The sequence below is a fragment of the Thalassospiraceae bacterium LMO-JJ14 genome (genome assembly GCA_021555105.2).
Taxonomy (GTDB): Bacteria; Pseudomonadota; Alphaproteobacteria; order Rhodospirillales; family Casp-alpha2; genus UBA4479.
Map to the genome: position 1 here is coordinate 3,672,313 of CP134604.1, position 26,057 is coordinate 3,698,369.

Below are 26,057 nucleotides of genomic sequence, written 5' to 3' on the forward strand. Positions count from 1 at the left end.
GTTATCCTCACTTTGACGGTCCCGAAAAAGACCATGAATACCTTAATGAATTGCTTATTCCGATTGCTGTTCTGGCTCGGACGTCTGCAGCGCCAGTGCGTGCAGCTCATTTCCCATCCGCCCCTGCAGCGCCTGATAAACCATCTGGTGCTGCTGGACGCGGGACTTGCCGGCAAACGAAGCCGAAACCACATGTGCCGCGTAATGATCGCCGTCTCCGGCCAGATCGTTAATCGTCACTTTGGCGTCGGGAATTGCTTCCCTGATCATTTGCTCGATTTCACCGGCTGCCATGGCCATAACGGCAATTCTCCTTGGTCACTTAAGATGAGGATATGGCGCTTTCGCCTGTTTCCGTCAACCCCAGGCAGATTGTGGGTTTAGCGCGATTACATTGTCTTCCGCCGATGACCCTGATATAGGGTCGCGGAATTACTCATACCTGACGGGACGCTCATCATGGCGAGACGCAGACAGGTTTACGAGGGCAAAGGCAAAGTCCTCTTCGAAGGGCCTGAACCCGGCACTCTGGTGCAATACTTCAAGGACGATGCTCTGGCGGCTGGCGACGGCCGGCGCGGCGTGATCACCGGCAAGGGTGTGCTCAACAACCGCATATCCGAATTTCTGATGATGCGCCTGACCGAGATCGGCGTGCCGACCCACTTCGTGCGCCGCCTCAACATGCGCGAGCAGCTTGTGCGCGAAGTTGAAATCATTCCGATCATCCTGTGTGTGCGCAATGTTGCCGCCGGCAGCTTTGCCGAACGATTCGGCCTTGCCGAAGGCACGCAGCTGCCCCGGTCCATCGTGGAATATTATTACAAGTCCGACGAGCTCAAGGACCCGATGGTATCGGAAGAACACATCACCGCGTTCGGCTGGGCCGCACCGCCCGACCTCGACGAGATGATGGCGATGGCGCTTCGTATCAACGATTTTCTGACCGGGCTTTTTTTGGGCATCGGCCTGCGTCTTGTCGATTTTCGTGTCGAGTTCGGCAGACTCTGGGAAGAAGAGCACGTCCGCCTGATCCTTGCCGACGAATTGAGCCCGGACAATTGCCGGCTTTGGGATGTGCACACCGGTGAAAAGCTCGACCGCGACCGCTTCGATCGTGAACTCGGCAATGTCGAGGAAGGTTATCAGGAAGTGGCGCGCCGGCTCGGCATCTTGCCCGAATCGGGGCCGGCGGACATGCCCGGCCCAGCGGCGATGCAATAATAGAGCGCCGTGCCGGGGACTAAAATTGAACGTGAGTAAGTGATAGACGTGTACCAGCCTTAGCCGGTTGAAATTAAGTGCGGTCTGAGGCATTAAATTCAAAATTATCCGTCACCCCCGCGAAAGCGGGGGCCCAGTCATCCGGGCGCTCTGGGTTCCCGCTTTCTCGGGAATGACAACATTTTTTAAAGTGGAGACAGTCCCTTGAAAGCCAAAGTCCACATCACCTTGAAAAACGGTGTTCTCGACCCCCAGGGCAAGGCCGTGCAGCACGCTTTGGCCGGTCTCGGATTCGCCGGTGTCGAGGATGTCCGCCAGGGCAAGTTCATTGAGCTTGAATTGAGCGAGACCGATCCCGCCAAGGCGCACGTCCAGGCCGAGGAAATGTGCAAGAAGCTCCTCGCCAATACGGTGATCGAGAATTACACGGTCGAAATCGAATAAAATTTTATCGGGGCTGAGCTATGAAATCCGCTGTTATCGTCTTTCCCGGATCAAACTGCGACCGTGACATTCAGGTTTCGCTGGCCGATGTCACCGGCGGCGACGTCGTTATGCACTGGCATGGCGATGCGGACCTGCCGGATGTCGACCTGATCGCGGTGCCGGGCGGCTTCTCATACGGCGATTATCTGCGCTGCGGCGCCATGGCGGCGAAATCGCCGGTCATGCGCGAGGTCAAGAAGCGCGCCGACGCCGGCACGCCGGTCATCGGGATCTGCAACGGCTTCCAGGTACTGACCGAGATCGAACTGCTGCCGGGCGTGTTGATGCGCAATGCCGATCTCAAGTTCGTCTGCAAGGATGTGCACCTGTCCGTCGAAACCGACGCGTCCGACTTTACCGGCGGCTATGCTAAGGGCCAGGTGATCCGCATCCCGGTCGCGCATCACGACGGCAACTATGTCACCGACGATGACACATTGAAGGCGCTCAACGATCAGGACCGGATCGCCTTCCGCTATGTTTCCGCCGACGGCAAACGTGGCAACGGCGCCAATCCGAACGGTTCCATGGACGACATCGCCGGGATTTTGAACGAAAAACGCAATGTTCTGGGCATGATGCCCCACCCGGAACGCCTGGCAGATGCGGCGCTCGGCGGCACCGACGGCCGGGCGATGTTCGAGGGACTACTGGCCGCCCTCGGCTGACGTGTCACTGCCTTATTAAGGTCACCTTCACCTCTCATCATGATCGCTGTTTAACAAAACACCGATGTTGGTGTATTGTGTGGTGGATACCGATTCGCACGTTTGGAGCACAGCTCACGTGCGAGAATTTTATCTGGGACATCGATTACATGCGCTTTATCAGCAAACTGGCGATTATCTGCGCAAGCACTTTGGTGGCAGCAAGCCCTGCTTTGGCAGCAGACCGCCCCACCGGCACATATCTGAGCGGCGGCATCGGCGCCAACATTGCCAACGACAGCGATGTCAGCGGCAGCGGCATCAATACCGACATCGGTCACGAAAACGGGATTGCTGGCATTCTCGCATTGGGGCATGCCTATGCAAACGGGATTCGCGGCGAATTTGAAGTCGGCCGCCGCCACAACAGCATTGATCAAAGCGGCACAACGTCGACCGGCGGCTCAAGCACCGTGCTCAGCGCCATGATCAACGGGTATTACGATTTCGCCAGAGGCTCCGCGTTCATCCCCTATCTGGGCGCCGGTATCGGTTACGGCAACATCGATATGAACGTTTCTCCGGTCGGTTCCACCGCCGTCAACGACAGCGGCAGCGGCCTGGCCCTTCAGGGCATCGCGGGCATCGGCTATCAGATGACCGACAGTTGGACCGGGACGCTGGAATACCGTTATTTCCGACTGCAAGGCGCGGATATCAATACCCTCGCCGGCAGTGGTGTCGACGTGGATTACGATGCGCATACGGTCATGGTCGGGCTGCGCTACACCTTCGGCGCCGAGAAGAAGCCAATGGCGGCCGCGCCGGCCCCGGCACCCATGCCGATGGCACAGAAGAAACCTGAACCGGCTCCGCCCCCCGCACCGCAGGCACCGCCGCCGGTTGCCAGGAACTACATCGTGTTTTTCGACTGGGACAAAGCCGACATTACCGACGAAGCGCTGGCGATCCTGAAAAGCGCCGCTGAAAATGCCCGCAAGGGCAACATCAGCCGCATCCAGGCAACCGGCCACGCCGATACGTCCGGTACGCGCGCCTATAACACCAAGCTGTCGGAGCGGCGCGCTCGCGCCGTGCAGGCGCAGTTGAACAAACTCGGCATCGCCACCAACCAGATCGGTGTCGACTGGAAAGGAGAACTGCAACCGCTGGTGCCGACTGCTGACGGTGTCCGCGAACCGCAGAACCGCCGCGTCGAGATCGTCTTTCCGTAAGACGCCTTGCGGGCCTAAATGACAAGAGGCGCGGGAAACCGCGCCTCTTTTTATGCGTAAACGAAATGAAGGGTGTCTATTTCGTCTTGTCGACGAGGATCACTTCCGAGCGGCAGGTGCTGGGCACATCGATTTCACTGGCCGGGCGGCTCATGGAAAATGCTGCCAGTTCCGCGGGTTTAAGACCCGTCAGCGCACTGAAGGTCCGCATCGTATGTTCGCAATACTGATCGCGGCGCGCGATGGAGCGTTGCGAGGCGCGATTGGCCAGCGCCGTGACATAAGCATTCAGCGCCTTGTCGGCGCGGGAGCCGTGCAGATGGTGAAACAGCGCTTTTAAAGCCATGCCATGATCGACAAGCGTGTTCTGGAATTTTCGTGCAAAGCTGTTGTACTGGGGCTTTGCGCCGCAGGTCAGCGCGGCGACCATCAGATCGGTTTGCAGGGCGCGAACATGGAATGCCGCTTTTTCGCTGCGGTCATTGCACGACGCCGCAATCGCAGACCCGGCAGTCAGGCCGGTGATCGCAACCGCGACGGCGAATCCAAGGGCTTTTCCCCGCATATACACTTCCCCAGACGTCTGAATCTGTCAGGAAAGTCCCACGTTTTATGTTTTGTATCAAGGGGTTTGTGGCAAAACCGTGGCACAAAGGCCGCAATGGGGGTGGCAAGCGACGAAAGGTGTGTCACCTTGCCTCATCATTTGCTATGAAGCGTCGCAATCCTAAACGACAAGCCATGGGACAGGACCTTGAGCGAGATCACCCCCGAAATCATCTCTGAACACGGCATTTCCGAAGACGAATATGCGAAAATCCTCGAGATTCTGGATGGCCGCGCACCGAACCTGACGGAGTTGGGTATTTTCTCGGTGATGTGGTCGGAGCACTGCTCGTACAAATCCTCCAAAAAGTGGTTGAAAACCCTGCCAACGGAAGGCCCGCAAGTCATCTGCGGCCCGGGCGAAAATGCCGGCATTGTCGATATCGGCGACGGCCAGGCGGCAATCTTCAAGATGGAAAGCCATAACCATCCGTCCTACATCGAGCCTTATCAGGGTGCGGCAACCGGGGTCGGCGGGATTCTCCGCGATGTCTTCACCATGGGCGCACGCCCGGTGTGCAACCTGAATGCGCTCCGCTTCGGCAGCCCGGATCATCCGAAAACCAAACATCTGGTGTCCGGCGTCGTCGCCGGCATCGGCGGGTACGGCAACTGTGTCGGCGTCCCCACGGTCGGCGGCGAATGCGAATTCCATCCCAGCTACAACGGCAATATTCTCGTCAACGCCATGACCGTCGGCATCGCCGATACCGACAAGATCTTCTATTCCGCCGCTGCCGGGATCGGCAATCCGGTGGTCTATGTGGGCTCGAAAACCGGGCGCGACGGCATTCACGGTGCGACCATGGCCTCGGCCGAGTTTTCCGAAGATTCGGAAGAAAAGCGCCCGACCGTGCAGGTCGGCGACCCGTTCACCGAAAAACTCTTGATCGAAGCCTGCATGGAACTGATGGCCACCGACATGATCGTCGCCATTCAGGACATGGGCGCAGCCGGCCTGACGTCGTCGTCGTTCGAAATGGCATCGAAAGGCGGCATGGGTGTCGAACTGGATCTGGATCATGTCCCACAGCGCGAAGAAAACATGACGGCATACGAAATGATGCTGTCGGAAAGCCAGGAGCGCATGCTGATGGTCCTGAAGCCCGGCCGTGAGGACGATGCCCGCAAAATCTTCGACAAGTGGGAACTGGACTTCGCCGTTGTCGGACATCTGACCGACAGCGGCCATATGGTCCTGAAACACAAGGGCGAGATCGTTGCCGATCTGCCGATCGACCCGCTGGCCCTGGCGTCACCCGAATATGACCGCCCGTGGGTAAAAACCCCTGCCCCGCTGCAATTGGACGCCAGCGACGTCCCGGCCCCGAACGACCCGATGACCGCGCTGGAAACCCTGATCGGCACACCCGCGTTGTCGTCGAAGCGCTGGATCTGGGAACAGTACGACCACATGGTCATGGGCGACACTTTGGGCACCGGACGACCAGGCGGCGCCGATGCAGCCCTGGTCCGGGTTCATGGCACCGACAAGGCGATTGCCGCCACGTCCGACTGCACGCCGCGCTATTGCAAGGCCGACCCTGTCGAAGGCGGCAAGCAGGTGGTCGCCGAAGCCTGGCGCAATATTACGGCAACAGGTGCGACGCCCCTTGCCATCACAGACAACATGAACTTCGGCAACCCTGAAAAACCGGAAATCATGGGCCAGTTCGTCGGCTGCATCGAAGGCATGCGCGACGCCTGCAATGCGCTCGACTTCCCCGTCGTTTCCGGAAACGTGTCGCTTTATAACGAAACCAACGGTCAGGCGATCCTGCCGACGCCGACCATCGGCGCCATCGGCTTGTTGAGCGATTATACCAAGGCCGTGGGCATTGGCTTCGCCAATGAAGGCGAAGGCATTGTTCTGATCGGCGAGACCCGGGGCCATCTGGGGCAGAGCCTTTACTTGCGCGAACTTCACGGCCGTGAAGAAGGCCCGCCGCCGCCGGTCGACCTGGAACTCGAACGCCGCAATGGCGATCTGGTGCGTACGTTGATCCTGTCCGGCCTTGCCAGCGCCTGTCACGATCTCGCCGACGGGGGCCTTCTGGTCGGCGTCGCGGAAATGGCCATGGGCGGCGGCATCGGTGCAAAGATCGATGTCGCGTCCGGTGCCGTGCCGGCGCATGCATGGCTGTTCGGCGAAGATCAGGGCCGATATCTGATTACGACCCGCGACGTGGATGCGGTGATGGCCAAGGCCATGGCGGCGGGTGTGAGCGCGGTGCATATCGGCAGCACAGGCGGCGATGCATTGACGCTGTCAAGCGGCGAAACCGCAGCCTTGTCGATTCTCAAAGGTAAAAACGAAGGCTGGTTGCCGGGCTTCATGGGCACGGCCTGAAGTACTCCGGAACGGATTCAGGACCTCGGTGTCAGTTTGGCAGACCGATCCGGTGTCGCCATGCAGCTTCCAGTTCAGCAAGGCTTTTCCCGGTCTCGCCATTGAAGTCGGCATTTTTGTAAAGACGCTTGAACGCCGTCATGTCACCGGCCAGCTCGGTTTCGAGTAAATACCGCGTAAACGATCCCGCCAGCAAATAAGCGTTCCGGCGGTCATCGGGATCGATATCCTCCCATTTCACTTTTGTGCGACCATCCGTTCCCCGGTTGCGCCGGAAAAAAGCTTCCGCCACGGCAAACGAACGCACCGATGCATCACGTTGTTTTGCAAGGCGCGACACAACAAGCCGGTCGCCATCACGGCCATAATTCGGGAATCCGTTCACCTCCCCGAAGCGGTCCTGCGCATACACGGCAATACCTTCGCGCAACGCCTCGGAATGCCTCTCAGGCATAAACAAGTGCGTCATTTCATGCGCAATGATTGCCGCATTTCTATCCACTACCTGCTTCGGAAAGCCGATCGTGTTGACATCGGCATAGGATTTTGAGACCCGGTGATCCGGCCCCAGATCAATGATGACCGGCGTCGGCACGGTCCGGCCGAAAAATGCCGCCAGTTTTGGAAAAATCCGGTCCGCCCGGTTTGCCAGTTCTGCCATCGTAGTAAGCGGAGTTTCCTGTGAATGACTTTCAACCCGCACATACCGCCCGGACACGGTTTGTCCGCCCTGCCCCGCACAACTCGCCGAGAGCAGGAGAACAGCCATTATGGAAAATATCGATATACGCATGTTCCGCCCATCAGCTACCGAGGCGTACTATTGCCACAGAGAATCAATCCGTCCATCACCATCGGCAGTTCACGCGGTGCGAACAAATTCACGAGAATCCGTTCGTACCACGGCATGTTGTCACGCCAGTCGATCAACTCGTCGATCAAGGGCGGCGCCACGCTGAAGGCTTCCGATGTCTCGCCAAACGAAACCTGGCAGCTCCCTTTGGGCAAAGCCAAGGGCCGCATTTCGATCGTCCGCTTGCCGCCATCACAATCCATAAGACGCCTGACGACTTCGTAAATCACTTCCCGTTTACCCTTGCAGGCGAATGTCAGGCTTTTTCTAAGTGTCCAGGCGTAATCGTCGGCACTCATATCCGTTTCACTGCCGTCGCGGGTTTTGAGGGTACAATGATGATTGCTGCCCCGGAATTGAATGGGCCAGCCCTCGGGCGTGTCGCGTTTCGCGTACATTTCCCGGCACAGTTCATTGAAACCGGGCGCATCTGCAGGTGGCAGCCGCAAATCCGCTTGGGCTGGTTCAGCGCGAACGGGTTGGCCAAGCCCCAAAATAATAGCCAGCAGAAGAAACACCCGCTTAGCTGCCAAGGTCCACATCCAGAAACGGCATCCGGTCCGGCGAGCCTGCGCAGAACAACCATTTCGGTTTCTCGCCGAAACGCGCCATGCCCGGCAGTGCGATCATCGACGAACACACGGTCATGAACCCGCTGTCGGTGCCGACATTCATGGCGCCGCGTTCACCGTCAGACGCCAATGCCTCGCGGCTGGAGATGAGCGCCTGCCATGTCGACCAGTCGCCACTGTCCGGGTCCGGCATTTCGGCTTCCCTGAATTTCGGAAGATATGCCTTGATGCGCGCCGTTTCGGTATCGTTCAGATCGTTCGCCGTCAGCATTGAGATCCCTAACGGAACCGGCATGACCTGCACAGCCGCATCCTCGCCGGTCGAGCGGAGCCAGAAGGCATCGTTGCAATCGGCAATCAGCATGTTGAAGCTGCGATATGCCCGGCCATCGAGATTGCCGAGCGCCTGAGCGGCTTCGGTCGCTTCTGCATGGCTGAGAGCTTCCAGAGGTAATTCGCCCCGCGAACGCTTGCCATCGGCAGGGCCGAGCGAACCGCGACGATTAAGGACGGCTGCAAAAAGCCCGTCGTCATTCAACCCCATCCAGGTGCCGCCGGCTTCTTCGTCGATACCTGCAATGACATGAGGATGATCGCCCCAATGACGGCCGGGGGGCTGCCATAACCGTGAAGACATCTCGTCACGATTGGTGGCGATCATGACAGGCCAAGGGCGATCCGGCTGGCGGGCGATGACAACGGTACACATAACGAAAAAATAATATGCCTTCGGAAGATAAACCAGCGAAAGCGCGGCTTGCGGCTTTCCCGTCAGCGGACTATTTATGTGGCAGATAGAACCAGTTCAGGGAGCGATCCGATGGCCGATTCTTTTTCCAAACGCGAAAAAGGCGAAGAACGTAAATACGAGATGGATCAGCAGTTGCTGTTCAGAGCGGAAAACCGCCGTAACAAGCTGCTCGGACTGTGGCTCGCTGAAAGTTTCGGCCTGACAGGTGATGGCGCCGAAAATTACGCAAAGGAAGTCGTCGCTTCAGATTTCGACGAACCCGGCATTGAAGATGTTATCCGCAAGGTCATGAGCGACATCAAGGAACGGAGCGCATCGATCACCGAAGCGCAGGTTCGCAGTAAAATGCAGGAACTGGAGAGCGTCGCGCTCGATCAGGTTAAAAACGAAGCCTGATCTCGGACTTTTACCCTCCGTTCAGCCGAACACGCGGGCAAAGATGTCGTCCACCCGCGCCGTGTGGTAGCTGACCGAATCTTTCTCCAGCAAATTCTTCAGATCGTCCGCGGACAGCAGATCGGCCAGTTCCGGGTCGTGGCTCAGGAAAAAGGCGAGCCGGTTGTCATGGTTGGACGCCTCTTTCTCGACATCGTCGAGCACCGGTGGTGTGTTCGGATTGTCCTGATCGATGCCGAAGCTTTTCCATACCCGCATGGCGTTCCGCTGGACGATTTTATACGCATCCTCGCGGCTGGCGCCGTTCTGCGTCAGATACAGCAATACCCGCTGCGCATCGTGAATGCCGCCGAAGGCATTCATATGGCCGAGCATGTTGTCGGGATAAACGACCAGCTTGTCGATAACACTGGCCAGACGTGCCAGCGCGAAATCAAGCGTCACCGTCGCATCCGGACCGATCATGCGTTCCACCGAGGAATGCGAGATATCGCGCTCATGCCACAGCGCCACGTTTTCCAGTGCCGGGACCACGGCCGAGCGAACGATCCGCGCCAGCCCTGTCAGGTTTTCCGTCAGGATCGGGTTGCGCTTGTGCGGCATCGCCGATGAGCCCTTCTGACCCGGCGCGAAGTATTCCTGCGCCTCGCGCACTTCGGTACGCTGCATGTGGCGGATTTCGATGGAAACATTTTCGATCGAACTGGCAATCACACCCAGCGTCGCAAAGAAATGCGCATGACGGTCACGGGGAATCACCTGCGTCGAGATCGGCTCAGGGCTCAGCCCAAGCTTTGCCGCGACATGCGCCTCGACACGGGGATCAATGTTGGCAAAAGTCCCGACGGCGCCGGAAATGGCGCATGTTGCAATGTCGGCACGCGCCGCCTCGAGCCGAACCTTGCTCCGTGCAAACTCCGCATAAAAACGCGCGAATTTAAGCCCCATCGTTGTCGGCTCTGCATGAATTCCGTGCGAGCGGCCCATGACAGGCATCAGCTTGGTTTCGTGCGCCCGGCGCTTCAGCGCCTCTAGAAGCTTGTCGATATCGGCAAGCAGGATGTCGGCAGCCTGCATCATCTGCACGGCCAGACACGTATCGAGTACATCCGACGAGGTCATCCCCTGATGCACGAAGCGTGACGCCTCGCCAACATGTTCGGCAAGCTCGGTGGTGAAGGCGATGACGTCATGCTTGGTTTCAAGCTCAATGGCATCAATGCGCGCAATCCGCTCAGGGGTATATGGTTTGTCACCGTTGGTCCATATATCGGCAGCGGCTTCTTTCGGGATCACGCCCAGCTCTGCCATGGCGTCGCAGGCATGCGCCTCGATCTCGAACCAGATGCGGAATTTGTTCGCCGGTTCCCAGATGGCGACCATATCGGGGCGGCTGTAGCGCGGAATCATGCAGAATCTCCTATTCAGGCGGGCGATCATACCTGTGCGGACAGTATTTTAAAGCCCGCATTCGCATCCGGCGAGGTTTCATGACAATGCAACACCACACGCGTATATAGTGTCACCATGGATTCACCGATACCGGATAATGAAAAGCTTGTGGAGATCCCCTTTGTCGATGCGACGGAGGGCGGCGCACTGGATGTCGCTCGCGCCGAAGCGGGGCGTTTCCAGGCCGTTATCAGGGCTGGCCGGGAACATTACGGTGCACTGCCGATCAGCATCGGGGACATCGTATCCAGAGGCTGGCTCAAGCGTCAGCACAGCCCATTGATGGCTGAGATCGATGCCGTTGCCGGCGAAGCCGGCAAGACGGGCGCATGGCTTTTAAACCTGTCGTATGAGTGGAGTTGCACGACCGGCACCGGGCCGGACCCGTCCGGAAGCGGCAATCGCATGCTGCGCACTCTTGACTGGCCGCTCGACGGTCTCGGCGAAACCGTCGTCGTCGCCAAGTTCAAGGGAAAGGCGGGGCCTTATTTCAACGTTACCTGGCCGGGCTTCGTCGGTGTCGTCACGGCAATGGCACCGGGACGGTTTTCCGCAGCCATCAACCAGCCGCCCTTCCGCAAGTGGAGCCGGTCGTGCTGGCTGGACTGGGGGATCAACCGTTCCCGCCTGATGGTGCGCAAGGCGCAGCCGCCGACACACTTGTTGCGCGAGATATTCGATACCTGCGCAACATACGATGAGGCCAAGGAGAAACTTATCGAAACGCCGCTGGCGATTCCTGCATTCTTCACGCTGAGCGGAACCAGCCCGGATCAGGCCTGCCTGATCGAACGCGAGGAAGACGCCGCCAGCATACATGACAGTCCGACGGCATGCGCAAATCACTGGATGGCGCGCGATGTGCCGGGTCATCACCGGGGCGTCGACAGTGTCGGACGCCGCGCCCTGATGGAAGAAACCCGCGATCAGGCAGAAGACGGCTTTGCCTGGGTCAAGCCGCCTATCCTCAATGAAACCACCCGCATTGCCGTTGTCGCCAACGCCCTCGAAGGCAAGCTGCTGGTGCGGGGCTACGAACGCGACGGTGCTGTCACACGGGACTTTCGACGACCCGTTCCGTCCTGAAGACCATGAACCAGATCAGCGCCACGAACTGCAGGCCCGCGACGATACCGAAAGCATAGCGGTAGCCTTCGGGATGGAAGCCGCCCGTTGCCGTCAGCGGCCAGAAATCGATCACGACACCTATTCCCCACTGCACGCCGAAAGCGCCGAAGAACGCCAAAAGGTTGACCGCCGTCACGACACGGCCCGCCAATGTCACCGCGAAGCGCTGCGTCAATCCGGCGTAGCTGACGATGCCGTATGTCGCCGTGAATGCCCAGACCATCCATGTCGTATCGTTCACCGGCACAAGTTCGAAGACGATGAGAAGCTGCATGACCAGAAAAATACTCATACCGGTCACCGATATGGGGATGGCCCCGACCCCCCTCTTGCTCAAATATCCCGTAATCCAGGCCAGACACAAATAGCTGGCAACCATGGCCGCCGCGACATGCGATAGCGCCGTCGCGGTCGCCCTGCTGTCCAGCCCCATCACGTCGTGAAACCACGGTCCCAGCCACAGGCTTTGTATCCCGAGGAAAGCCGCCTGAGACGCGACACAGAGCGGTGCTATTCGCCAGAACAAGGGAGACCAGAAAACCTGACGGATACCACCGATCGTCTGTCGCAGGGTTTCCGTACCGTGATGCGGATCGTTCCGGCGCGGCACAATGGTATAGACGATTATCGCCATGGCGAGCGCGACCGCCGTCAGAACCCAGAAAACGCCGCGCCAGCCAAGCGCCTCCTCGACAAACTCGACCGGCGTGGTGCCGATCAGCGCACCGATACCGCCGGCCACCATCTGGTATCCATTGACGGCGGGCAGGCGTTCCTTGGGCAACCACAAGGCATATGCCGTAAATGCCGCCATCAAACAGGCGGAAGTTCCCAGGCCAATCATGGCCCGTCCCAACACCAACAAGGCAAGCGACCCGGCCAGTGCGAAAGTTGCCGTCCCCGCCGCAGCTACGATCAGCAAAACAGCCTCGATCTTTCTCGGTCCATAACGGTCGAGTAAGACGCCGAGCGGCAACTGAAAAGCCGCAAATGCGAACAGATTTGCGCTGGTCAACAAGCCGAGATCGGAAGCAGTCAGTCCAAGATCGTTGACCAGTGCCGGTGCGATCACGGCATTGACGACCCTAAGCAGATACGACAGCAGATAGCCCAGGGCGAACGGCACGAAGACACGGATAAAAGTACTCGACAATGGCTCCCCCAAACTCCCGGCTAATACTAACCGAGCATTCCCGCCTTGGGGAGCGCAAACACACAAGGGAAAAAAGGAGCGGCTTGTCGGAAATCCTAAGAACTAAATGATTTAGAGTGTTGAGCAGTCCGGTATTTCTGCCATCATCCGGAACATGATTCAAAAGCGTGCATGAGGCAATCGGAGACTGGAATGACGTCGGTGGATCGCGTCAAACGAGGGTTTTTGGACCGTATGGGGCGTCTGTCACGCCTCAAGCTGCTGATTCCTTTGCGTCGCAGTCCGCATGAGCCTGAGTATTCGGCACGCGGCGTCGCCGTCGGCATGTTCTGGGCGCTGACGCCGCTCGTCGGTATCCAGATGTATCTATGTCTGGTGACGTGGTTTATCGCAAAACCGGCGAGAAAATTCCGCTTCAGCCTCGTCATTGCCTGCGCCTGGACATGGGTCACCAACGTTTTCACCATGCTGCCGGTCTATTACATGTTCTATGCGACCGGGCAGATTATGCGCGGCGACTGGCATAATATCACCGGATACGAAACCTTTCTCAGTTCCTGGGACGAAGCTTTCGCCGATGGTGGCGGATTCTGGCAGGTTACCCTGGATCTGATGGGATTGTTGGCAAAAGAACTGGGCTTGTCCATGGGCATCGGCTGCCTGCCTTATGCCATTATCGGCAGCTGGCTCAGTTACAAGCTATCGCTCAAATACATACGCCGGCGGCGGCGCAGAAATAAAGAAAGATGGATCAAGGAACACGCCGCGAAACCGGCGCAAAACATGGCCGGCAATCAAACCGACTGATCCGGCAATTCAAAGCAGGCCTAGCGACTTAAAGGATTGGTGCCCGGTTTTCGAGACAATGATGTGGTCGTGCAGCTGGATGCCAAGCCGTTCCGCCGTATCCTTGATCTCCCGTGTCATATCGATATCGCCCCTTGATGGCTCCGGGTCGCCGGACGGATGATTGTGCAGCATGATGATGGCGCTGGCACCCAGTTGCAGGGCACGCTTCACGACCTCGCGCGGATAGACGGGTGTGTGATCGATGGTCCCGCGCTGCTGTTCCTCGTCGGCGATCAGGATATTTTTGCGGTTCAGGAACAATATCCGGAAATGCTCCCGTTCGGCTCGGCCAAGCCGCATCCTGCAATATTCAATCAGCCTGTCCCAACTCGACAAAACCGGGCTGTTTATTACGGATTCCTGACCCAGACGCTGCGCCGCAGCCTCGACAACCTTGAGCGCCGCAATAGCAGCTTCGCCCATACCCTGCACTTCCATCAGCGCTTCCGAAGGTGCGCCAATGGTGTCGGCAAAACCGCCAAAACGCTTTATCAGCCGCTTGGCCAGCGGCTTGACATCGCCACGGGGAATTGCCGCAAAGAGCACCATTTCAAGGAGCTCGTAATCGGGCATCGTTTCGCCGCCCGCAGCGAGAAACCGGGTTCGCAGACGTTGACGGTGGCCGGCATGTTCGCTGCTGCGCACTGCCGCCGTCATGGGATCAGACCTTATATGGCGGGCAATCCAGCCCGCTCGGTGACAGGGTGAAGATCTCATAGCCGTCTTTAGTCACCGCGAGCGAATGTTCGAATTGCGCGGACAGTGAGCGGTCCTTGGTTACCGCCGTCCAGCCATCGGCAAGGATTTTTACGTCCAGCTTGCCCGCATTGATCATCGGTTCGATGGTGAAAAACATGCCTTCACGCAGGATTTCCCCTTCTCCAGGACGGCCGAAGTGCATGATATTCGGCGCATCGTGAAATACCCGCCCAAGACCGTGACCGCAGAAGTCCCGCACCACCGAATAGCGTTTCTTTTCGGCATACGACTGAATGGCATGGCCGATGTCGCCAAGCGTGGCCCCCGGGCGCACCACTTCAATGCCGCGCCACAGGCACTCAAAGGTGGTTTCGACCAGCTTTTGTGCCTTCAGCCCGGGCTTACCGACATAAAACATGCGGCTTGTGTCACCGAACCAACCGTCGAGGATTACGGTGACGTCGATATTGATGATATCGCCGTCGATCAGAACCTTTTCGCCCGGAATACCATGGCACACGACATGATTGACCGACGTGCAGATCGATTTTGGAAACCCACGGTAATTCAAGGGCGCCGGAATTGCGTCACGCTCCAGCGTCCAGTCGTGGCAAAGCAGGTTCAGCTCGTCCGTACTGACACTCGGTTTGACGTAAGGGGTAATGAAATCAAGGCATTCCGCGGCCAGCAAGCCGGCTTTACGCATACCTTCAAATCCCACTTCATCGTGGATTTTAATGTAGCGTCCATCTCGGCTAGGGACTTTAACTGCCTGATCGTTCATATTTCTATCCATTATGTTTTATCTTATATAAGCCTTCTTATCTTATGTAAGCCCTCAGGTGGTTTTTTCATACCCACCCGGCCATTTTTTACAATTCAAGGGGTATTTTTCGAACCACGGTGATCTCTTCGGGACTGAGTGCGCACCCATAACACACCACCTCGACACCGGCTTTCATCGCCTTGGAAAGCTCTTGCGCATAGGTCGGATCGATATCTCCGGCGACGGTAAAGACATCGCCATCCTCTCGCTGAGCCAGATAAAACATCACCGCGCGATGCCCATCGGCAACCATGTCGGAAAGCTCGACCAGATGCTTGGCGCCCCGGGAGGTCACCGCATCGGGAAATTCCAGTGGCCCGCCCTGCAGGTCCCGGCGCATCGTCGTGTTCTTAACCTCGACGTAGCATTTCGGTTTTGCATCATCCTCGAGCAGGATATCGATACGTGAATTCTTGCCATATTTCACTTCACGGCGAAGCGACCCATAGCCTGTCAATTCATCGACCTTGCCCGCTTCGATGGCTTCCGAAACAATCATATTGGGCAGCGAGGTATTGATGCCGACCAGCGTCTCGCCGATGCGGATCATCTCCCAGGTATACTTCAATTTACGGTCGGGATTCCGGGCCGGTGACAACCACACCTCGGCGCCCGGCTCGTTGACACTGAGCATTGAACCGGAATTAGCGCAATGCGCGACGACAACGCTGCCGTCTTCAAGCTCGACATCCGTTAAAAAGCGTTTGTATCGCTTGATCAGGCGACCGCGTATCAGGGGATCGGGAAATCTCATGCGGCGCTCATAACTGACGCTTGGACGGAGTGCAACCCCTGGTTATGCCTGCCCTCATGCCTCAAGGTCCATGCGGTCCAGAAAGCTGAACCTGAAATCACTGGAATTGTTCGGGTGGTCCGTACGCAGAAAAAGCGATGTATCGTTCTTGATCATCAGTATTTCGCGGATCGTATTGACGACCCGGCGGTCTATATCGAAAAACCGGAAGAACTCCTCGACCAGTTCTTTTTCCCTGGAAACGACATTGCCGTCGACAATCATCGTTTCGTACATGTTCGACATGATGGAAATAATCTGCGCCGGGGACAGCGTCGCCTCGATCGACATCAGAAACTTGTCGAATTCGTACTTGGCAACATATGCGAAAGCATCCGCCGTCAGCCGCTGAATCTGTGTCGAACTTAACTCACGGCGGCTGACGTGCTTGCCGAGTAAACTCACCAGCGAAGCCCTTTCCTCGGGCAACGCCTTTTTGTCCGCCATGACCACGTACGCTGTGCTGACGGCAAGCGCCTGCAACGGCGACAGCTCCGGCATTCCATCCATTTTCGCTATTCCCCCGGGCTCACAGTTCGATTTTGCAAACAACTTAAGATTCATTATAATTACAACGTCGAGAAGCGACCACCAATAAGGTGTATCAGACGTAGAAGACGCCAAACAGGACCTGAACGAATATCGGGTTATTTAAATGGCGTTAGAAGTTTCCTTACTCGCCAGCGCCGTGCGCCAACAGGTGCAGAGCGACCAGCGTACAGAACTTTCCCGTGCACGCCAGCGCGAGGAAGCGGTTCAGCGCGCCAATGAAGCAGACCGACAGGCAGTTGAAAAACGTCTTGCCGATGCCACCGCCGACGACATTGACCGTGCCCGGCGTCAGCGTGAATATGCCCGCAGCGTCGCCGATGCCAAACGCTTTGATTCCTTAATCGCCCGCGACACGGAAGATGCCCGCATCGATGAGCGCATTGCCCGCGAAGAATCGGATCTTCGACAGCTTTTCGCCGACGAGCGGCTGCGCGCCAATGACCGGGACGCCGCCTACAATGCCCAGGCGCCGTTAACACCGACGACACCGCCCCCCGCGCCAACCGTCGAGGATGCGCCTGCAACGCCGCAGACACGGCAGGCCACCTTTGAGGATCTTTTAACTGGCCGGAATGAACGTCTCGCCGAGCGCGCCGCCCAGGACCGGCAGTTCATCGAGACGCAGAACAGGGATTTTTCCCGTTCCGTCCGTACCATCGAGGATTTGCAGACAAACCCGATCGCCTTACCGGAGGATCCGCCGCGCGGCTCCGTCGTCGACTTTTCCGCTTAAGCGCGGATTTCCTGCGCCTTCAGATGTGCGACAAGCGGGTAAAGCGCCGACAGGATCGAAATGACGAGCCCGACACCCCCTTCCCTGTAACCTTTGCGCGCAACGTAGCATTTCCAGAACCGCGACAGGGCCTTTCGCGCCAGACTTCTGGTCTTCGCGGTTTCGCCCTTGCTGGCAATATCCTCGGCGCGGAGCGACGTGTTCCTGTTGAACCTCTGAAGCAGAGCGGAAACATCGGGGACGAAATTGTGATGAATGGCCTGCGTGAAATCCGCCCCCCGACGACCCGTGAACGAGACACCTGTGTGCACCCGCTCCATCCCCCATGTCTTATGCCCTTTGCGAAACAGGCTACCTTTCAGGTCCGGCGCCAGCGCCGCCATCCATCCGTATCTGACCCACTTGCCGCCGACTTGGTTCCGCATGCGTATGAAATGGAAATCGGCCGTGTCCGCTTGCACCGCTTGCAGGATTTCTTCAGCCAATAGTGGGTCAATCCACTCATCGGCATCGACTTCAAGTACCCACGGGCCTTTTGACGCGGCAATCCCGGCCATGCGCCGGTCTCCTTCGAGCGGCCATGCACCTTCCAGGGTCTTCGCGCTATGCTTTCCGGCGATACCCTTTGTGTCATCCGTGCAACGGTCGAGCACGACGACGATCTCATCGGCAAAGCTCAACCGCTCCAGGCAAGCATCCAGGACCGCCTCTTCGTTATGTGCGACAACAAGGGCCGTGAGCTTGCTCATGCATTGAACCTAGCAAAAGTAAGGTCGGGACAGACATGCAAATCCGTGGCGCAGGCAAAACAAAGGCCGGCATCCAGAAGATACCGGCCCTTGAGAATGCTTTCCGAAACGATCAGCGCGAATAAAATTCGATGACCAGGTTCGGTTCCATCTGCACCGGATACGGTACGTCTTCCAATTTCGGCTGACGGACAAACGTCCCGGTCATGCGCTGGTGGTTGACTTCGACGTAATCCGGCACTTCGCGTTCCGAGCTTTCGCTGGCCAGCAGCACGAGCGGCAGTTGGCGCGATTTTTCGCGGATTTCGATTACATCGCCTTCCTTGACCATGAACGACGGAATGTTGACGCGCTGACCGTTCACCTTGACGTGGCCGTGGTTGATGAACTGGCGCGAGGAGAAGACGGTCGGGACGAATTTCATGCGGTAGATGACCGCGTCCAGACGGCGTTCGAGAATGCCGATCAGGTTTTCCGAAGTGTCGCCGCGGCGGCGCACTGCTTCGGTGTAATATTTGCGGAACTGTTTTTCCGAGATGTTGCCGTAGTAGCCCTTGAGCTTCTGCTTGGCCATCAGCTGCAGCCCGAAGTCGGACGGCTTTTTGCGGCGCTGGCCGTGCTCACCGGGGCCATAATCGCGGGTGTTGACCGGGCTTTTCGGACGGCCCCAAAGATTGACGCCAAGGCGGCGGTTAATCTTGTATTTCGACTGTACACGTTTTGTCATTTTGGTTCTCTCTTACGTTAACCGGATGTTATAGGCCCAGTAGTCCGACCCGCTATCGCGGCGGCGGGGAATGGCGAAACAAAGCCGCCAGCCCACATTCCCGGGCAGAAGGCGCGGAATATAGGGAAAATCGGGGAAATGTCAAAGGCTTCGGCGGATTTTTCTATTCAATGCCGAGCCGCTGGGTCAGCGCGTCCCGGCCGGATTCGGTCAGAACTACCTTGCGGCTGTCGGGGATCCGTTCGATCCAGCCTTTTTGCATAAAAGAATCCGCAAGCGCCGCCCCCAAAGCGCCGCCGACGTGCGGGCGGCGTTCGCTCCAATCCAGGCAGCGTCGCGCCAAATGCCGGCGCTTTTCTTTCAGGCCTTCGAAGTCGATGCCGATCTCGGCAAAGAACCCGACACCGGTAGCGGTGGCATGAAAATCCTTGTCGTCTTCGGTGACGTACCCCCGGGCCTTGAGGGCATCGGCAACGGCAACGCCGAGCACCCCCGCCAGATGGTCGTAGCACATCCGGGATTCCTTAAGTTCCAGCAGGATTTTGGACGGTTTCCTGTGGACGACCGGCTGATCCGGCAACAGATGCGCCAGCGGCTCCAACGCATCGAAGACCCGCGCATCGGCAAGGCGGTAATAGCGGTGGCGTCCCTGCTTCTCGGCGACGATCAGGTTGAGGTCGCTCATCTTCTTCAAATGCGAAGATGCCGTCTGTGCCGTAACACCTGCATGCAGCGCCAGTTCCGTCGCCGTCAATGCCTGCCCGCCAGCCAGCGCGGCCAGCATATTGGCCCGTGCGGGTACCCCGATGACGGCGCCGATCCGAGCCGCCGCGCGCGCGTCATGTTTTTCCCAGCCATCGTTAAACATTTGAAACTCCTATAACATCCATATTTCGATCATAAGCGAAACGTTTATGCATGACAAGCCTGACGGATCGCGCGATTGTCCCTTCACCCGCCACCAACCGACATGGAGTTCCGTCATGCATAGAGACGATTTTCTGAAACGCCACGCAGAAGGCCCAATGATCCGCATGCCTAACGCCTGGGACGCGGGCTCGGCACGGATCATGGAGCACGCCGGGGCGGACGCCATCGGCACCACCAGCGCCGGGATCGTCTATACAATGGCGCGCCCCGATTACGAGGGCGCGCTGAACCGGGATGAATGCCTGCGCGCACTCGAAGTGATCTGCAGCGCCGTGGATATCCCCGTCAGCGTCGACAGCGAAGACGGATACGGCGAGACCCCGGAGGATGTCGCGGAAACGTTTCGACTGCTGATCGAAGCCGGGGCGCGCGGCGGCAGCATCGAAGATCACCACCGCACAGGCGGCGACGCCCTGATGAGCATCGGGGAAACGGTGGACCGCATTCAGGCGGCACGGCAAGCCATCGACACATCGAAGATCCCGTTTGTCCTGACGGCCCGTGCGGAATGTTTTCTGGTCCCCCATCCTGATCCGCTGAACGATAGCCTGACCCGCATCCGGGCCTATGAGGCGGCGGGGGCGGATTGCCTGTATGTGCCGGGCTTGAGGACGCGCGAACAGATCACGGCCTTGCTGGAATGCGTCAAAAAGCCCGTCAATGTGCTGGTCGGGATGCGCGGGTTCGACATCCCCCTGGAAGAGCTTGAAAAGATGGGTGTGCGGCGCATTTCGACGGGCGGCAGCGTCATGTGCGCGACGCTTGGTCTTGTCCGCGACGCCGTCCGAAATCTGCACACCGGGAGACTCGGCTATCTCGACGGCATGATCTCACACGACGATCTGACCGGGATTTTCACCGATCAAAAGCAAAAAGGATAACGATTATGCTGTTCCCGAACCTGCTCGGCACGCTTTACCTGTGGTTCATGCGCGCACGCCAGCGTCAGCAGTTAAAGCGGATGGAAGCCTGGCAATTGCGTGATCTCGGCCTCACACACCGTGACGCCGTGCGTGAAAGCCGAAAACCGTGCTGGCGGAGCTGATTATTCCGCGGCTGCGCGCGAAGCGAGAAATCTTTCCTCGGCCTCGGCGAAACAGCGGCGCGTGGTTTCTACGTCCCACGGGCGCTCCTTGAGGGTCTCGTGGTCCCATTCGCTGCGTGGCTCATCGGGCTCGAAGAAATCACCGCCATAAACATGGATCGCCGAGGTGAACTTGCCCAGCGGGTTGGTCACCGAATGAATAATGCTGTGGCCGAGGGTCCCGACATCGCCGGGGCCGAGTGAGTCGGCGCCGGCGGCTTCGATCACGCCATCGCCGCGCTTCCAGAAAATATTGTCCTCACGTCCATGATAAATACCGATGGCCGCGAACATGTTGTGGTTATGCGGGATCAGCGTCATGTAGGGCGACCAGATGAAGTTGATCACCGTCAGGTCCGGCGAGCGGTGCAAAAGGTCGATCCCGGCCTTTGTCGGCTCGCCCAGTTCCTTGACGATGCCCGCCGGATCCGAGACCGCTTCCTTGACCAACTCGCGGGTGGCTGCCTGCCCTTCCTTGACGGCGGCGGCGCAAGCCTCGATGAACCCTTCTTTGCTGAACATGATCATTCCTTCGCATCACAAAAACCGAAAGCGAAGATATGCAGCAAACGGCGAACTGTCCAGACACCGATATCTCAGGCTTCGAGTTCGCTGTCCCAGTAAAGAAAATCCCGCCAACTTTCGTGGAGGAAATTTGGCGGGAACGAACGGCCGTTCTCTTGAAGGGTATGACACGTAGGTCTTGCCGGCTCGCGCATCGGAAACATGCGCGCGTGTTTCGGCAATTTGTGCCCCTTGACCAGATTACAGGGTGAACAGGCCGTGACCACGTTTTCCCAAGTCGTGCGGCCGCCGCGGCAACGCGGCACCACATGATCGAACGTCAGTTCCTCGGCCGCCATGCGTCCGCCGCAGTACTGACAGGTAAAGCCGTCGCGGAGAAACACGTTGAACCGTGTGAACGCCGGGCGGCGGTTCATCGGGATGTATTCCTTGAGCGCAATCACGCTCGGCAAGGCGAACTCCTGCGAAGGAGAGCGGGCCTTCACATCATATTCGGAAACGACCGACACACGGTCCAGAAACACGGCCTTCAGGGCTTCCTGCCAGGACCAGAGCGACAGCGGAAAGTAGCTGAGCGGACGAAAGTCCGCGTTCAAAGCCAGAGCGGGATAACCGTTGATGGACATCGAATACTACATCTCCTGTCCTGCGAGGAGAAGAATACACGATATTGAAGGAATGCAAAATATTAGCGCATGAATCTTTCGTGACCCGATTACCCGCCGAGGTTCTGCAGATTGACCCCGAACACATCGGCCAGAAAGAACATCCCCGCCTTGATCCCGTCGTCATCGAGACCATGGCCGAGGCCCGGCCGCGCCAGCCCTTCGCACGGCACCCCGTTGAGGCGCAGCACCGCCAGTGCTGCGGGCATGAAGTCGAAGGGGAGAATTTCATCCGACTGTCCGTGGCATAAAAGCACCGGCGGTTTGACGGTGATTTCGTCGGTCAGGCTTTCGACATCGACCAGCATGCCGGAATAACCGAGGATGCCAGCGCAGGAATTTGCCCGCCTGAGGCCTACGTGCAGCGCCATCATCGTGCCTTGGGAAAACCCGACCAACGCCAGGTCTTTGTCCTCAAGCCCGAGGATGCCGAGTTGCTCATCGATATAGGCATTGAGGATCGGCGCAGCGGCACGCACTCCATTGTTGCGTTCCTCGTTACTGAAATCCTGTAGGGAGAACCATTGATAGCCGATCGGGCCGCCGTCGAACTGGAACGGTGCATGGGGGGATACGAACCGCGCATCCGGCAGGACTTTCTGAAAAAACGGCGCCAGCCCCAGAAGATCATCGCCGTCAGACCCGACACCGTGACACATGATCACCAACTGCTTCGGCGTACGGCCGCCGAGCGGCTCCAGGGTCGGGCCAGTCAGTTTCGGGAGTTCAGGGGTCTCGTCGCTCATACTTGCATGCTCCTAGGGTCCGGGTGCACAAGTGGTAGCGCATAAAGATCGTTATTGCCACCCGTCCACTGCGTCAAAGGCCGCATCGAGATCATGTCCGTCATCACCCGCTTCGCCCCTAGTCCGACCGGTTATCTTCATCTGGGTCATGCGTACGCCGCCCTGTTCGCGGAAAAAGCGGCCAGGGACGCCGCTGGGAAGTTTTTGCTGAGGATCGAAGACATCGACATGGGGCGATGCCGCCCCGAATTCGAACAAGCCATATACGACGACCTGGCATGGCTGGGTCTTGAATGGGAACAGCCGGTGCGCCGCCAATCAGAACAATTCAGCACCTACACGCAGGCCCTGGCAGGCCTCGGCGATGCCGGACTGACGTATCCCTGCTTCTGTACCCGCAAGGATATCGAAGCGGAGATAACGGCTGCCGGCGGTGCACCGCACGGGCCCGACGGCCCTGTATATCCGGGCATCTGCCGCCACATGGACAAACATGAACGTCTCGACCGCCTTGCCGCCGGCGAGCCGCACGCGGTGCGTCTGGACATGCACGCGGCATTGGCCCGCACAGGCAGGCTCTCTTGGACGGACATTGCGGCCGGAACGATCCAGGCCGCCCCCGAGCGCTTCGGCGATGTGGTCCTGGCCCGCAAGGATACACCGACCAGTTATCATTTGTCGGTTACACTGGACGATCATTTGCAAGGTGTGACGCTGGTGACGCGGGGAACGGATTTATTCGAGGCAACGGACGTGCACAGGGTGCTGCAAGCGCTCATGGATCTTGACGTGCCAGCATATCACCATCACCCGCTTTTACGCGGCGAAGATGGCAAGCGCTTTGCCAAACGCGATAAGTCCCTGACTTTGGCAGCGTTACGATCCACCGGCGCCACGCCGCAAGATATCAGAAACATGATCCAAAGCCATGTGCCGGAACCGAATGGCGGGGATATCTGAATGCCCCGTTTCATGCTCGCTTTTGTGGTTTTTCTGAGTGCCTTGCCGGCGCTCGCCGAACCGGTGCACACCGCGCGGGTAACCGAAGTCGTCGACGGCGATACCGTTTTTATCCATCCGCCGTACAAGGACAGCAATGAAATCCGACTGGTCGGCATTCAGGCGCCGAAGCTGCCGCTTGGGCGTCGAAACTTTCTCGAATGGCCGTTGGCAAAGGAATCCAAGCATGCGTTGGAAGCACTCGTGCTCGGCAAACACGTGACACTTAACTTCACAGGCGCCCGGCGCGACAGATATGCCCGCTGGCTGGCGCACCTTGATGTCATCGACGACGGGCGGCCGGTATGGGTCCAGGGCGAGATGCTCAAATCCGGGATGGCACGGGTCTACAGCTTTCCCGACAATCGCGATCGGGCAGAAGACATGCTGGCGATGGAACAGACGGCCAGACGAGCACAAATCGGCATTTGGGCACATCCCTACTACACGATCCGCAATCCTGATCCGGAGGCGCTGCTGGACCTGCTCGGCACATTTCAACTGGTCGAAGGCCGCGTCGTTGATGCGGCTGAGGTAAAGGGAACGTTGTATTTGAATTTCGGCCAGAATTGGCGGGACGATTTCACCGTTTCCATCGATCGCAATGCCTTGAAACTTTTCCGCGATACCGACCCACATCCCCGCAAGTGGACAGGACATGCGGTCCGGGTCCGGGGCTGGCTGGTCAAACGCAACGGTCCAATGATCCGCGCAACACATCCCGAACAGATCGAGTTTTTGGGGCGTTGAGTGTCATGAAATCGCCTTCGTTGAGCAATAGACAGCGGATACGCTAAGCTTAGCATCGCGAATTTTGACTGAGGTTACGCAATGAGCATTTACGGACGTTTAGGTTGGTTGTTCCCGTCGCTTTTGGCTGTATCAATGGCTGTATCCGGCTGCACCACAAATCGCGCCACCGGCGAGCAGAGCTTCACCGCCTTCATGTCGGAAGAAGACGAGCAACGCGTCGGTGCCGAAGAACATCCGAAAATGCTCGAAGCCTTTGGCGGCACCTATGATGACCGGACGCTACAGGCTTATGTCTCGGCGATCGGCAAGAAGCTTGTGGCGCAATCCGAAACGCCGAACGCACAGTTTCAATTTTTTGTCCTGAACGACGATACGGTCAATGCCTTCGCCCTGCCGGGGGGGTATGTCTATATCTCGCGCGGCCTGATCGCATTGTGTGAAGACGAGGCGGAACTGGCCGGCGTCATCGGTCACGAGATCGGTCATGTTACTGCCCGCCATTCCGCGCAACGGTATTCCTCGGCCATGGCAACCAACCTCGGTCTGGCGGCGGTCGGTATTCTCGGCAGTGTCTTTGGCGCACCGAGCGGCGTCGGCGACGTCATTTCCTATGGGGCGCAGGCTGCCCTGCAAAGCTATTCACGCACGCAGGAGCTCGAAGCCGACCGTCTAGGCGCACGCTACATGACCCGCGCTAGTTACGACCCAAGCGCACTTACGGATTTCTTCGCCAAGCTCGATCTTCAGAACGGAATCGAAGCCGAAAAAGCGGGCCGTCCCAAGGATAATTTCTCGATTATGTCGACGCACCCACGCACGACCCAGCGGATCGATCAGGCGCGCGAGCTTGCGGCAACCGAACGGCCGACCTCTCCCGTGCGCCAGCGAAACCTATTTTTGACCCAGGTCGACGGGCTGCTATTCGGCAAGGACCCCAAGGAAGGCTTCCTGCAGGGCGATACTTTCATTCATCCGGATCTCGGCTTCCGCTTTGAATTTCCGCCCGGTTTCGACGTCAAAAACGGCAAGACGAACGTCGTCGGCAACGACAACAAGGGCACCACGATCATCTTCGATATGGAAAACCCGAAAGTCGCCACCGGCATGCCCAACCTGAGCGATTATATCGGCCGTCACTGGGGGCCGAAATCAGGGATCAAGCCGGACAATCTCGAACGCCTGACCATCAATGGGCTGGATGCCGCCACCGGCACGGCACGGGTCGACACCAACAAGGGCGTGCGTGATATCCGGCTGCTGGCGATCCGAGGCGGACGCGAAAGCCTGTTCCGCTTTGCCTTTCTCACCGATCCCGCCGTGACATCGCAGATGTCGGTGCCGCTGCGCACAACGACTTACAGTTTCCGCCTTTTGAAGGCAGGTGAAGGCGATGACATCAAGCCGCCGCATATCCGGCTCCGCACCGTCAAGGCGGGCGATACGCCCAAATCCTTTGCCGCCAGGATGCCGCTCGGCAAATACAATGACGATTGGTTCCGGGCCCTGAATCTCAATGTCGTGTCGGACGGGCTTGCTGTCGGTGAGCGCGTGAAAGTCGTTGGCAATTAGAACCG

The 26,057-nt window shown here is 58.3% G+C and carries 31 protein-coding genes; 14 read left to right on the forward strand and 17 right to left on the reverse strand.

Translation table 11 applies throughout. From position 1 onward, the window contains the following. Positions 1-54 precede the first annotated feature (54 nt). Positions 55-300, reverse strand: a complete 246-nt coding sequence (locus L2D14_17335; GenBank protein ID WNJ99613.1) for a BolA family transcriptional regulator — start codon at positions 298-300, stop codon at positions 55-57. 159 nt (positions 301-459) lie between these two features. Here L2D14_17335 and L2D14_17340 point away from each other — a divergent pair, with 159 nt between their 5' ends. From L2D14_17340 to L2D14_17355, 4 genes are all read left to right on the forward strand, one after another. Continuing rightward, entirely contained in the window at positions 460-1,224 is a 765-nt protein-coding gene (locus tag L2D14_17340; protein WNJ99614.1) for a phosphoribosylaminoimidazolesuccinocarboxamide synthase, read from the forward strand. Positions 1,225-1,428: 204 nt separating this feature from the next. Beyond that, positions 1,429-1,668, forward strand: coding sequence for a phosphoribosylformylglycinamidine synthase subunit PurS (gene purS, locus L2D14_17345; protein WNJ99615.1), 240 nt, complete (start codon positions 1,429-1,431; stop codon positions 1,666-1,668). 20 nt (positions 1,669-1,688) lie between these two features. After that, positions 1,689-2,378, forward strand: coding sequence for a phosphoribosylformylglycinamidine synthase subunit PurQ (purQ, locus tag L2D14_17350; protein WNJ99616.1), 690 nt, complete (start codon positions 1,689-1,691; stop codon positions 2,376-2,378). Between the two features lie 149 nt (positions 2,379-2,527). After that, entirely contained in the window at positions 2,528-3,592 is a 1,065-nt protein-coding gene (locus tag L2D14_17355; protein WNJ99617.1) for an OmpA family protein, read from the forward strand. A 76-nt stretch (positions 3,593-3,668) separates the two neighbouring features. Here L2D14_17355 and L2D14_17360 read toward each other — a convergent pair whose 3' ends face one another. Next, on the reverse strand, positions 3,669-4,157 hold the full coding sequence (locus L2D14_17360) for a hypothetical protein (protein ID WNJ99618.1): 489 nt from the start codon (positions 4,155-4,157) through the stop codon (positions 3,669-3,671). Between the two features lie 189 nt (positions 4,158-4,346). On the opposite strand from L2D14_17360, the gene purL reads away from it, so the two are divergent. After that, complete coding sequence (purL, locus tag L2D14_17365; protein WNJ99619.1) at positions 4,347-6,548, forward strand: phosphoribosylformylglycinamidine synthase subunit PurL; 2,202 nt, start codon at positions 4,347-4,349, stop codon at positions 6,546-6,548. A 31-nt stretch (positions 6,549-6,579) separates the two neighbouring features. Here purL and L2D14_17370 read toward each other — a convergent pair whose 3' ends face one another. The 3 genes from L2D14_17370 to L2D14_17380 form a co-directional block, all read right to left on the reverse strand. Next, positions 6,580-7,209, reverse strand: a complete 630-nt coding sequence (locus L2D14_17370) for a hypothetical protein (GenBank protein WNJ99620.1) — start codon at positions 7,207-7,209, stop codon at positions 6,580-6,582. Between the two features lie 146 nt (positions 7,210-7,355). Next, positions 7,356-7,934, reverse strand: coding sequence for a hypothetical protein (locus L2D14_17375; GenBank protein WNJ99621.1), 579 nt, complete (start codon positions 7,932-7,934; stop codon positions 7,356-7,358). Continuing rightward, the gene (locus L2D14_17380; GenBank protein WNJ99622.1) at positions 7,924-8,682 is read right to left on the reverse strand and encodes an NRDE family protein; all 759 of its coding nucleotides are present in this window, start codon (positions 8,680-8,682) and stop codon (positions 7,924-7,926) included. Before L2D14_17380 ends, L2D14_17375 begins: the two co-directional genes overlap by 11 nt. Positions 8,683-8,793: 111 nt before the next feature. On the opposite strand from L2D14_17380, the gene L2D14_17385 reads away from it, so the two are divergent. After that, positions 8,794-9,120, forward strand: coding sequence for a DUF1476 domain-containing protein (locus tag L2D14_17385; GenBank protein ID WNJ99623.1), 327 nt, complete (start codon positions 8,794-8,796; stop codon positions 9,118-9,120). Between the two features lie 21 nt (positions 9,121-9,141). Here the strand turns inward: L2D14_17385 and purB are convergent, their stop codons facing one another. Beyond that, a complete protein-coding gene (gene purB, locus L2D14_17390) occupies positions 9,142-10,530 on the reverse strand; it encodes an adenylosuccinate lyase (protein ID WNJ99624.1) in 1,389 nt (462 codons plus the stop codon). Between the two features lie 117 nt (positions 10,531-10,647). Between purB and L2D14_17395 the strand changes: the two genes are divergently transcribed. Continuing rightward, positions 10,648-11,658: a hypothetical protein gene (locus tag L2D14_17395; GenBank protein ID WNJ99625.1), complete on the forward strand. Its 1,011-nt coding sequence runs from the start codon at positions 10,648-10,650 to the stop codon at positions 11,656-11,658. Here L2D14_17395 and L2D14_17400 read toward each other — a convergent pair. After that, positions 11,624-12,853, reverse strand: coding sequence for an MFS transporter (locus tag L2D14_17400; protein WNJ99626.1), 1,230 nt, complete (start codon positions 12,851-12,853; stop codon positions 11,624-11,626). The two genes, L2D14_17395 and L2D14_17400, sit on opposite strands and share 35 nt — an antisense overlap. Positions 12,854-13,045: 192 nt before the next feature. On the opposite strand from L2D14_17400, the gene L2D14_17405 reads away from it, so the two are divergent. Then, positions 13,046-13,660 carry a DUF2062 domain-containing protein gene (locus tag L2D14_17405; protein ID WNJ99627.1) on the forward strand — a complete coding sequence of 205 codons (615 nt, stop codon included), beginning with the start codon at positions 13,046-13,048 and terminating at the stop codon, positions 13,658-13,660. 9 nt (positions 13,661-13,669) lie between these two features. Here the strand turns inward: L2D14_17405 and radC are convergent, their stop codons facing one another. From radC to L2D14_17425, 4 genes are all read right to left on the reverse strand, one after another. Then, the gene (radC, locus tag L2D14_17410) at positions 13,670-14,359 is read right to left on the reverse strand and encodes a DNA repair protein RadC (GenBank protein WNJ99628.1); all 690 of its coding nucleotides are present in this window, start codon (positions 14,357-14,359) and stop codon (positions 13,670-13,672) included. A gap of 4 nt (positions 14,360-14,363) precedes the next feature. Beyond that, complete coding sequence (map, locus tag L2D14_17415; GenBank protein ID WNJ99629.1) at positions 14,364-15,185, reverse strand: type I methionyl aminopeptidase; 822 nt, start codon at positions 15,183-15,185, stop codon at positions 14,364-14,366. A gap of 88 nt (positions 15,186-15,273) precedes the next feature. Then, positions 15,274-15,981: a DNA/RNA nuclease SfsA gene (sfsA, locus tag L2D14_17420; GenBank protein ID WNJ99630.1), complete on the reverse strand. Its 708-nt coding sequence runs from the start codon at positions 15,979-15,981 to the stop codon at positions 15,274-15,276. Between the two features lie 54 nt (positions 15,982-16,035). Beyond that, positions 16,036-16,530: a TerB family tellurite resistance protein gene (locus tag L2D14_17425; protein WNJ99631.1), complete on the reverse strand. Its 495-nt coding sequence runs from the start codon at positions 16,528-16,530 to the stop codon at positions 16,036-16,038. A 145-nt stretch (positions 16,531-16,675) separates the two neighbouring features. Here L2D14_17425 and L2D14_17430 point away from each other — a divergent pair, with 145 nt between their 5' ends. After that, positions 16,676-17,305 carry a hypothetical protein gene (locus tag L2D14_17430; GenBank protein WNJ99632.1) on the forward strand — a complete coding sequence of 210 codons (630 nt, stop codon included), beginning with the start codon at positions 16,676-16,678 and terminating at the stop codon, positions 17,303-17,305. Here L2D14_17430 and L2D14_17435 read toward each other — a convergent pair. From L2D14_17435 to L2D14_17445, 3 genes are all read right to left on the reverse strand, one after another. Next, a complete protein-coding gene (locus L2D14_17435) occupies positions 17,302-18,054 on the reverse strand; it encodes a glycosyltransferase family 2 protein (GenBank protein WNJ99633.1) in 753 nt (250 codons plus the stop codon). The two genes, L2D14_17430 and L2D14_17435, sit on opposite strands and share 4 nt — an antisense overlap. Before the next feature lie 112 nt (positions 18,055-18,166). Continuing rightward, a complete protein-coding gene (rpsD, locus tag L2D14_17440) occupies positions 18,167-18,781 on the reverse strand; it encodes a 30S ribosomal protein S4 (GenBank protein WNJ99634.1) in 615 nt (204 codons plus the stop codon). A 163-nt stretch (positions 18,782-18,944) separates the two neighbouring features. Continuing rightward, positions 18,945-19,649 carry a winged helix-turn-helix domain-containing protein gene (locus L2D14_17445; GenBank protein ID WNJ99635.1) on the reverse strand — a complete coding sequence of 235 codons (705 nt, stop codon included), beginning with the start codon at positions 19,647-19,649 and terminating at the stop codon, positions 18,945-18,947. A 115-nt stretch (positions 19,650-19,764) separates the two neighbouring features. On the opposite strand from L2D14_17445, the gene L2D14_17450 reads away from it, so the two are divergent. Both L2D14_17450 and L2D14_17455 read left to right on the forward strand, forming a co-directional pair. Continuing rightward, complete coding sequence (locus L2D14_17450) at positions 19,765-20,592, forward strand: isocitrate lyase/phosphoenolpyruvate mutase family protein (protein WNJ99636.1); 828 nt, start codon at positions 19,765-19,767, stop codon at positions 20,590-20,592. A gap of 5 nt (positions 20,593-20,597) precedes the next feature. Beyond that, positions 20,598-20,756 carry a DUF1127 domain-containing protein gene (locus tag L2D14_17455; GenBank protein ID WNJ99637.1) on the forward strand — a complete coding sequence of 53 codons (159 nt, stop codon included), beginning with the start codon at positions 20,598-20,600 and terminating at the stop codon, positions 20,754-20,756. Here the strand turns inward: L2D14_17455 and L2D14_17460 are convergent, their stop codons facing one another. From L2D14_17460 to L2D14_17470, 3 genes are all read right to left on the reverse strand, one after another. Next, positions 20,757-21,317 (reverse strand): hypothetical protein, encoded by a 561-nt coding sequence (locus tag L2D14_17460; GenBank protein ID WNJ99638.1) that lies wholly within the window; start codon positions 21,315-21,317, stop codon positions 20,757-20,759. A gap of 74 nt (positions 21,318-21,391) precedes the next feature. Next, a complete protein-coding gene (locus L2D14_17465; GenBank protein WNJ99639.1) occupies positions 21,392-21,946 on the reverse strand; it encodes an HNH endonuclease in 555 nt (184 codons plus the stop codon). Positions 21,947-22,035: 89 nt separating this feature from the next. Further along, a complete protein-coding gene (locus L2D14_17470; GenBank protein ID WNJ99640.1) occupies positions 22,036-22,731 on the reverse strand; it encodes a phospholipase in 696 nt (231 codons plus the stop codon). Positions 22,732-22,824: 93 nt separating this feature from the next. Between L2D14_17470 and gluQRS the strand changes: the two genes are divergently transcribed. The 3 genes from gluQRS (at position 22,825) to L2D14_17485 (ending at position 26,052) form a co-directional block, all read left to right on the forward strand. Beyond that, complete coding sequence (gene gluQRS, locus L2D14_17475; GenBank protein WNK01700.1) at positions 22,825-23,691, forward strand: tRNA glutamyl-Q(34) synthetase GluQRS; 867 nt, start codon at positions 22,825-22,827, stop codon at positions 23,689-23,691. Next, the gene (locus tag L2D14_17480) at positions 23,692-24,480 is read left to right on the forward strand and encodes a thermonuclease family protein (GenBank protein WNJ99641.1); all 789 of its coding nucleotides are present in this window, start codon (positions 23,692-23,694) and stop codon (positions 24,478-24,480) included. A gap of 135 nt (positions 24,481-24,615) precedes the next feature. After that, entirely contained in the window at positions 24,616-26,052 is a 1,437-nt protein-coding gene (locus L2D14_17485; GenBank protein ID WNJ99642.1) for a M48 family metalloprotease, read from the forward strand. The last annotated feature ends 5 nt before the right edge of the window (positions 26,053-26,057 follow it).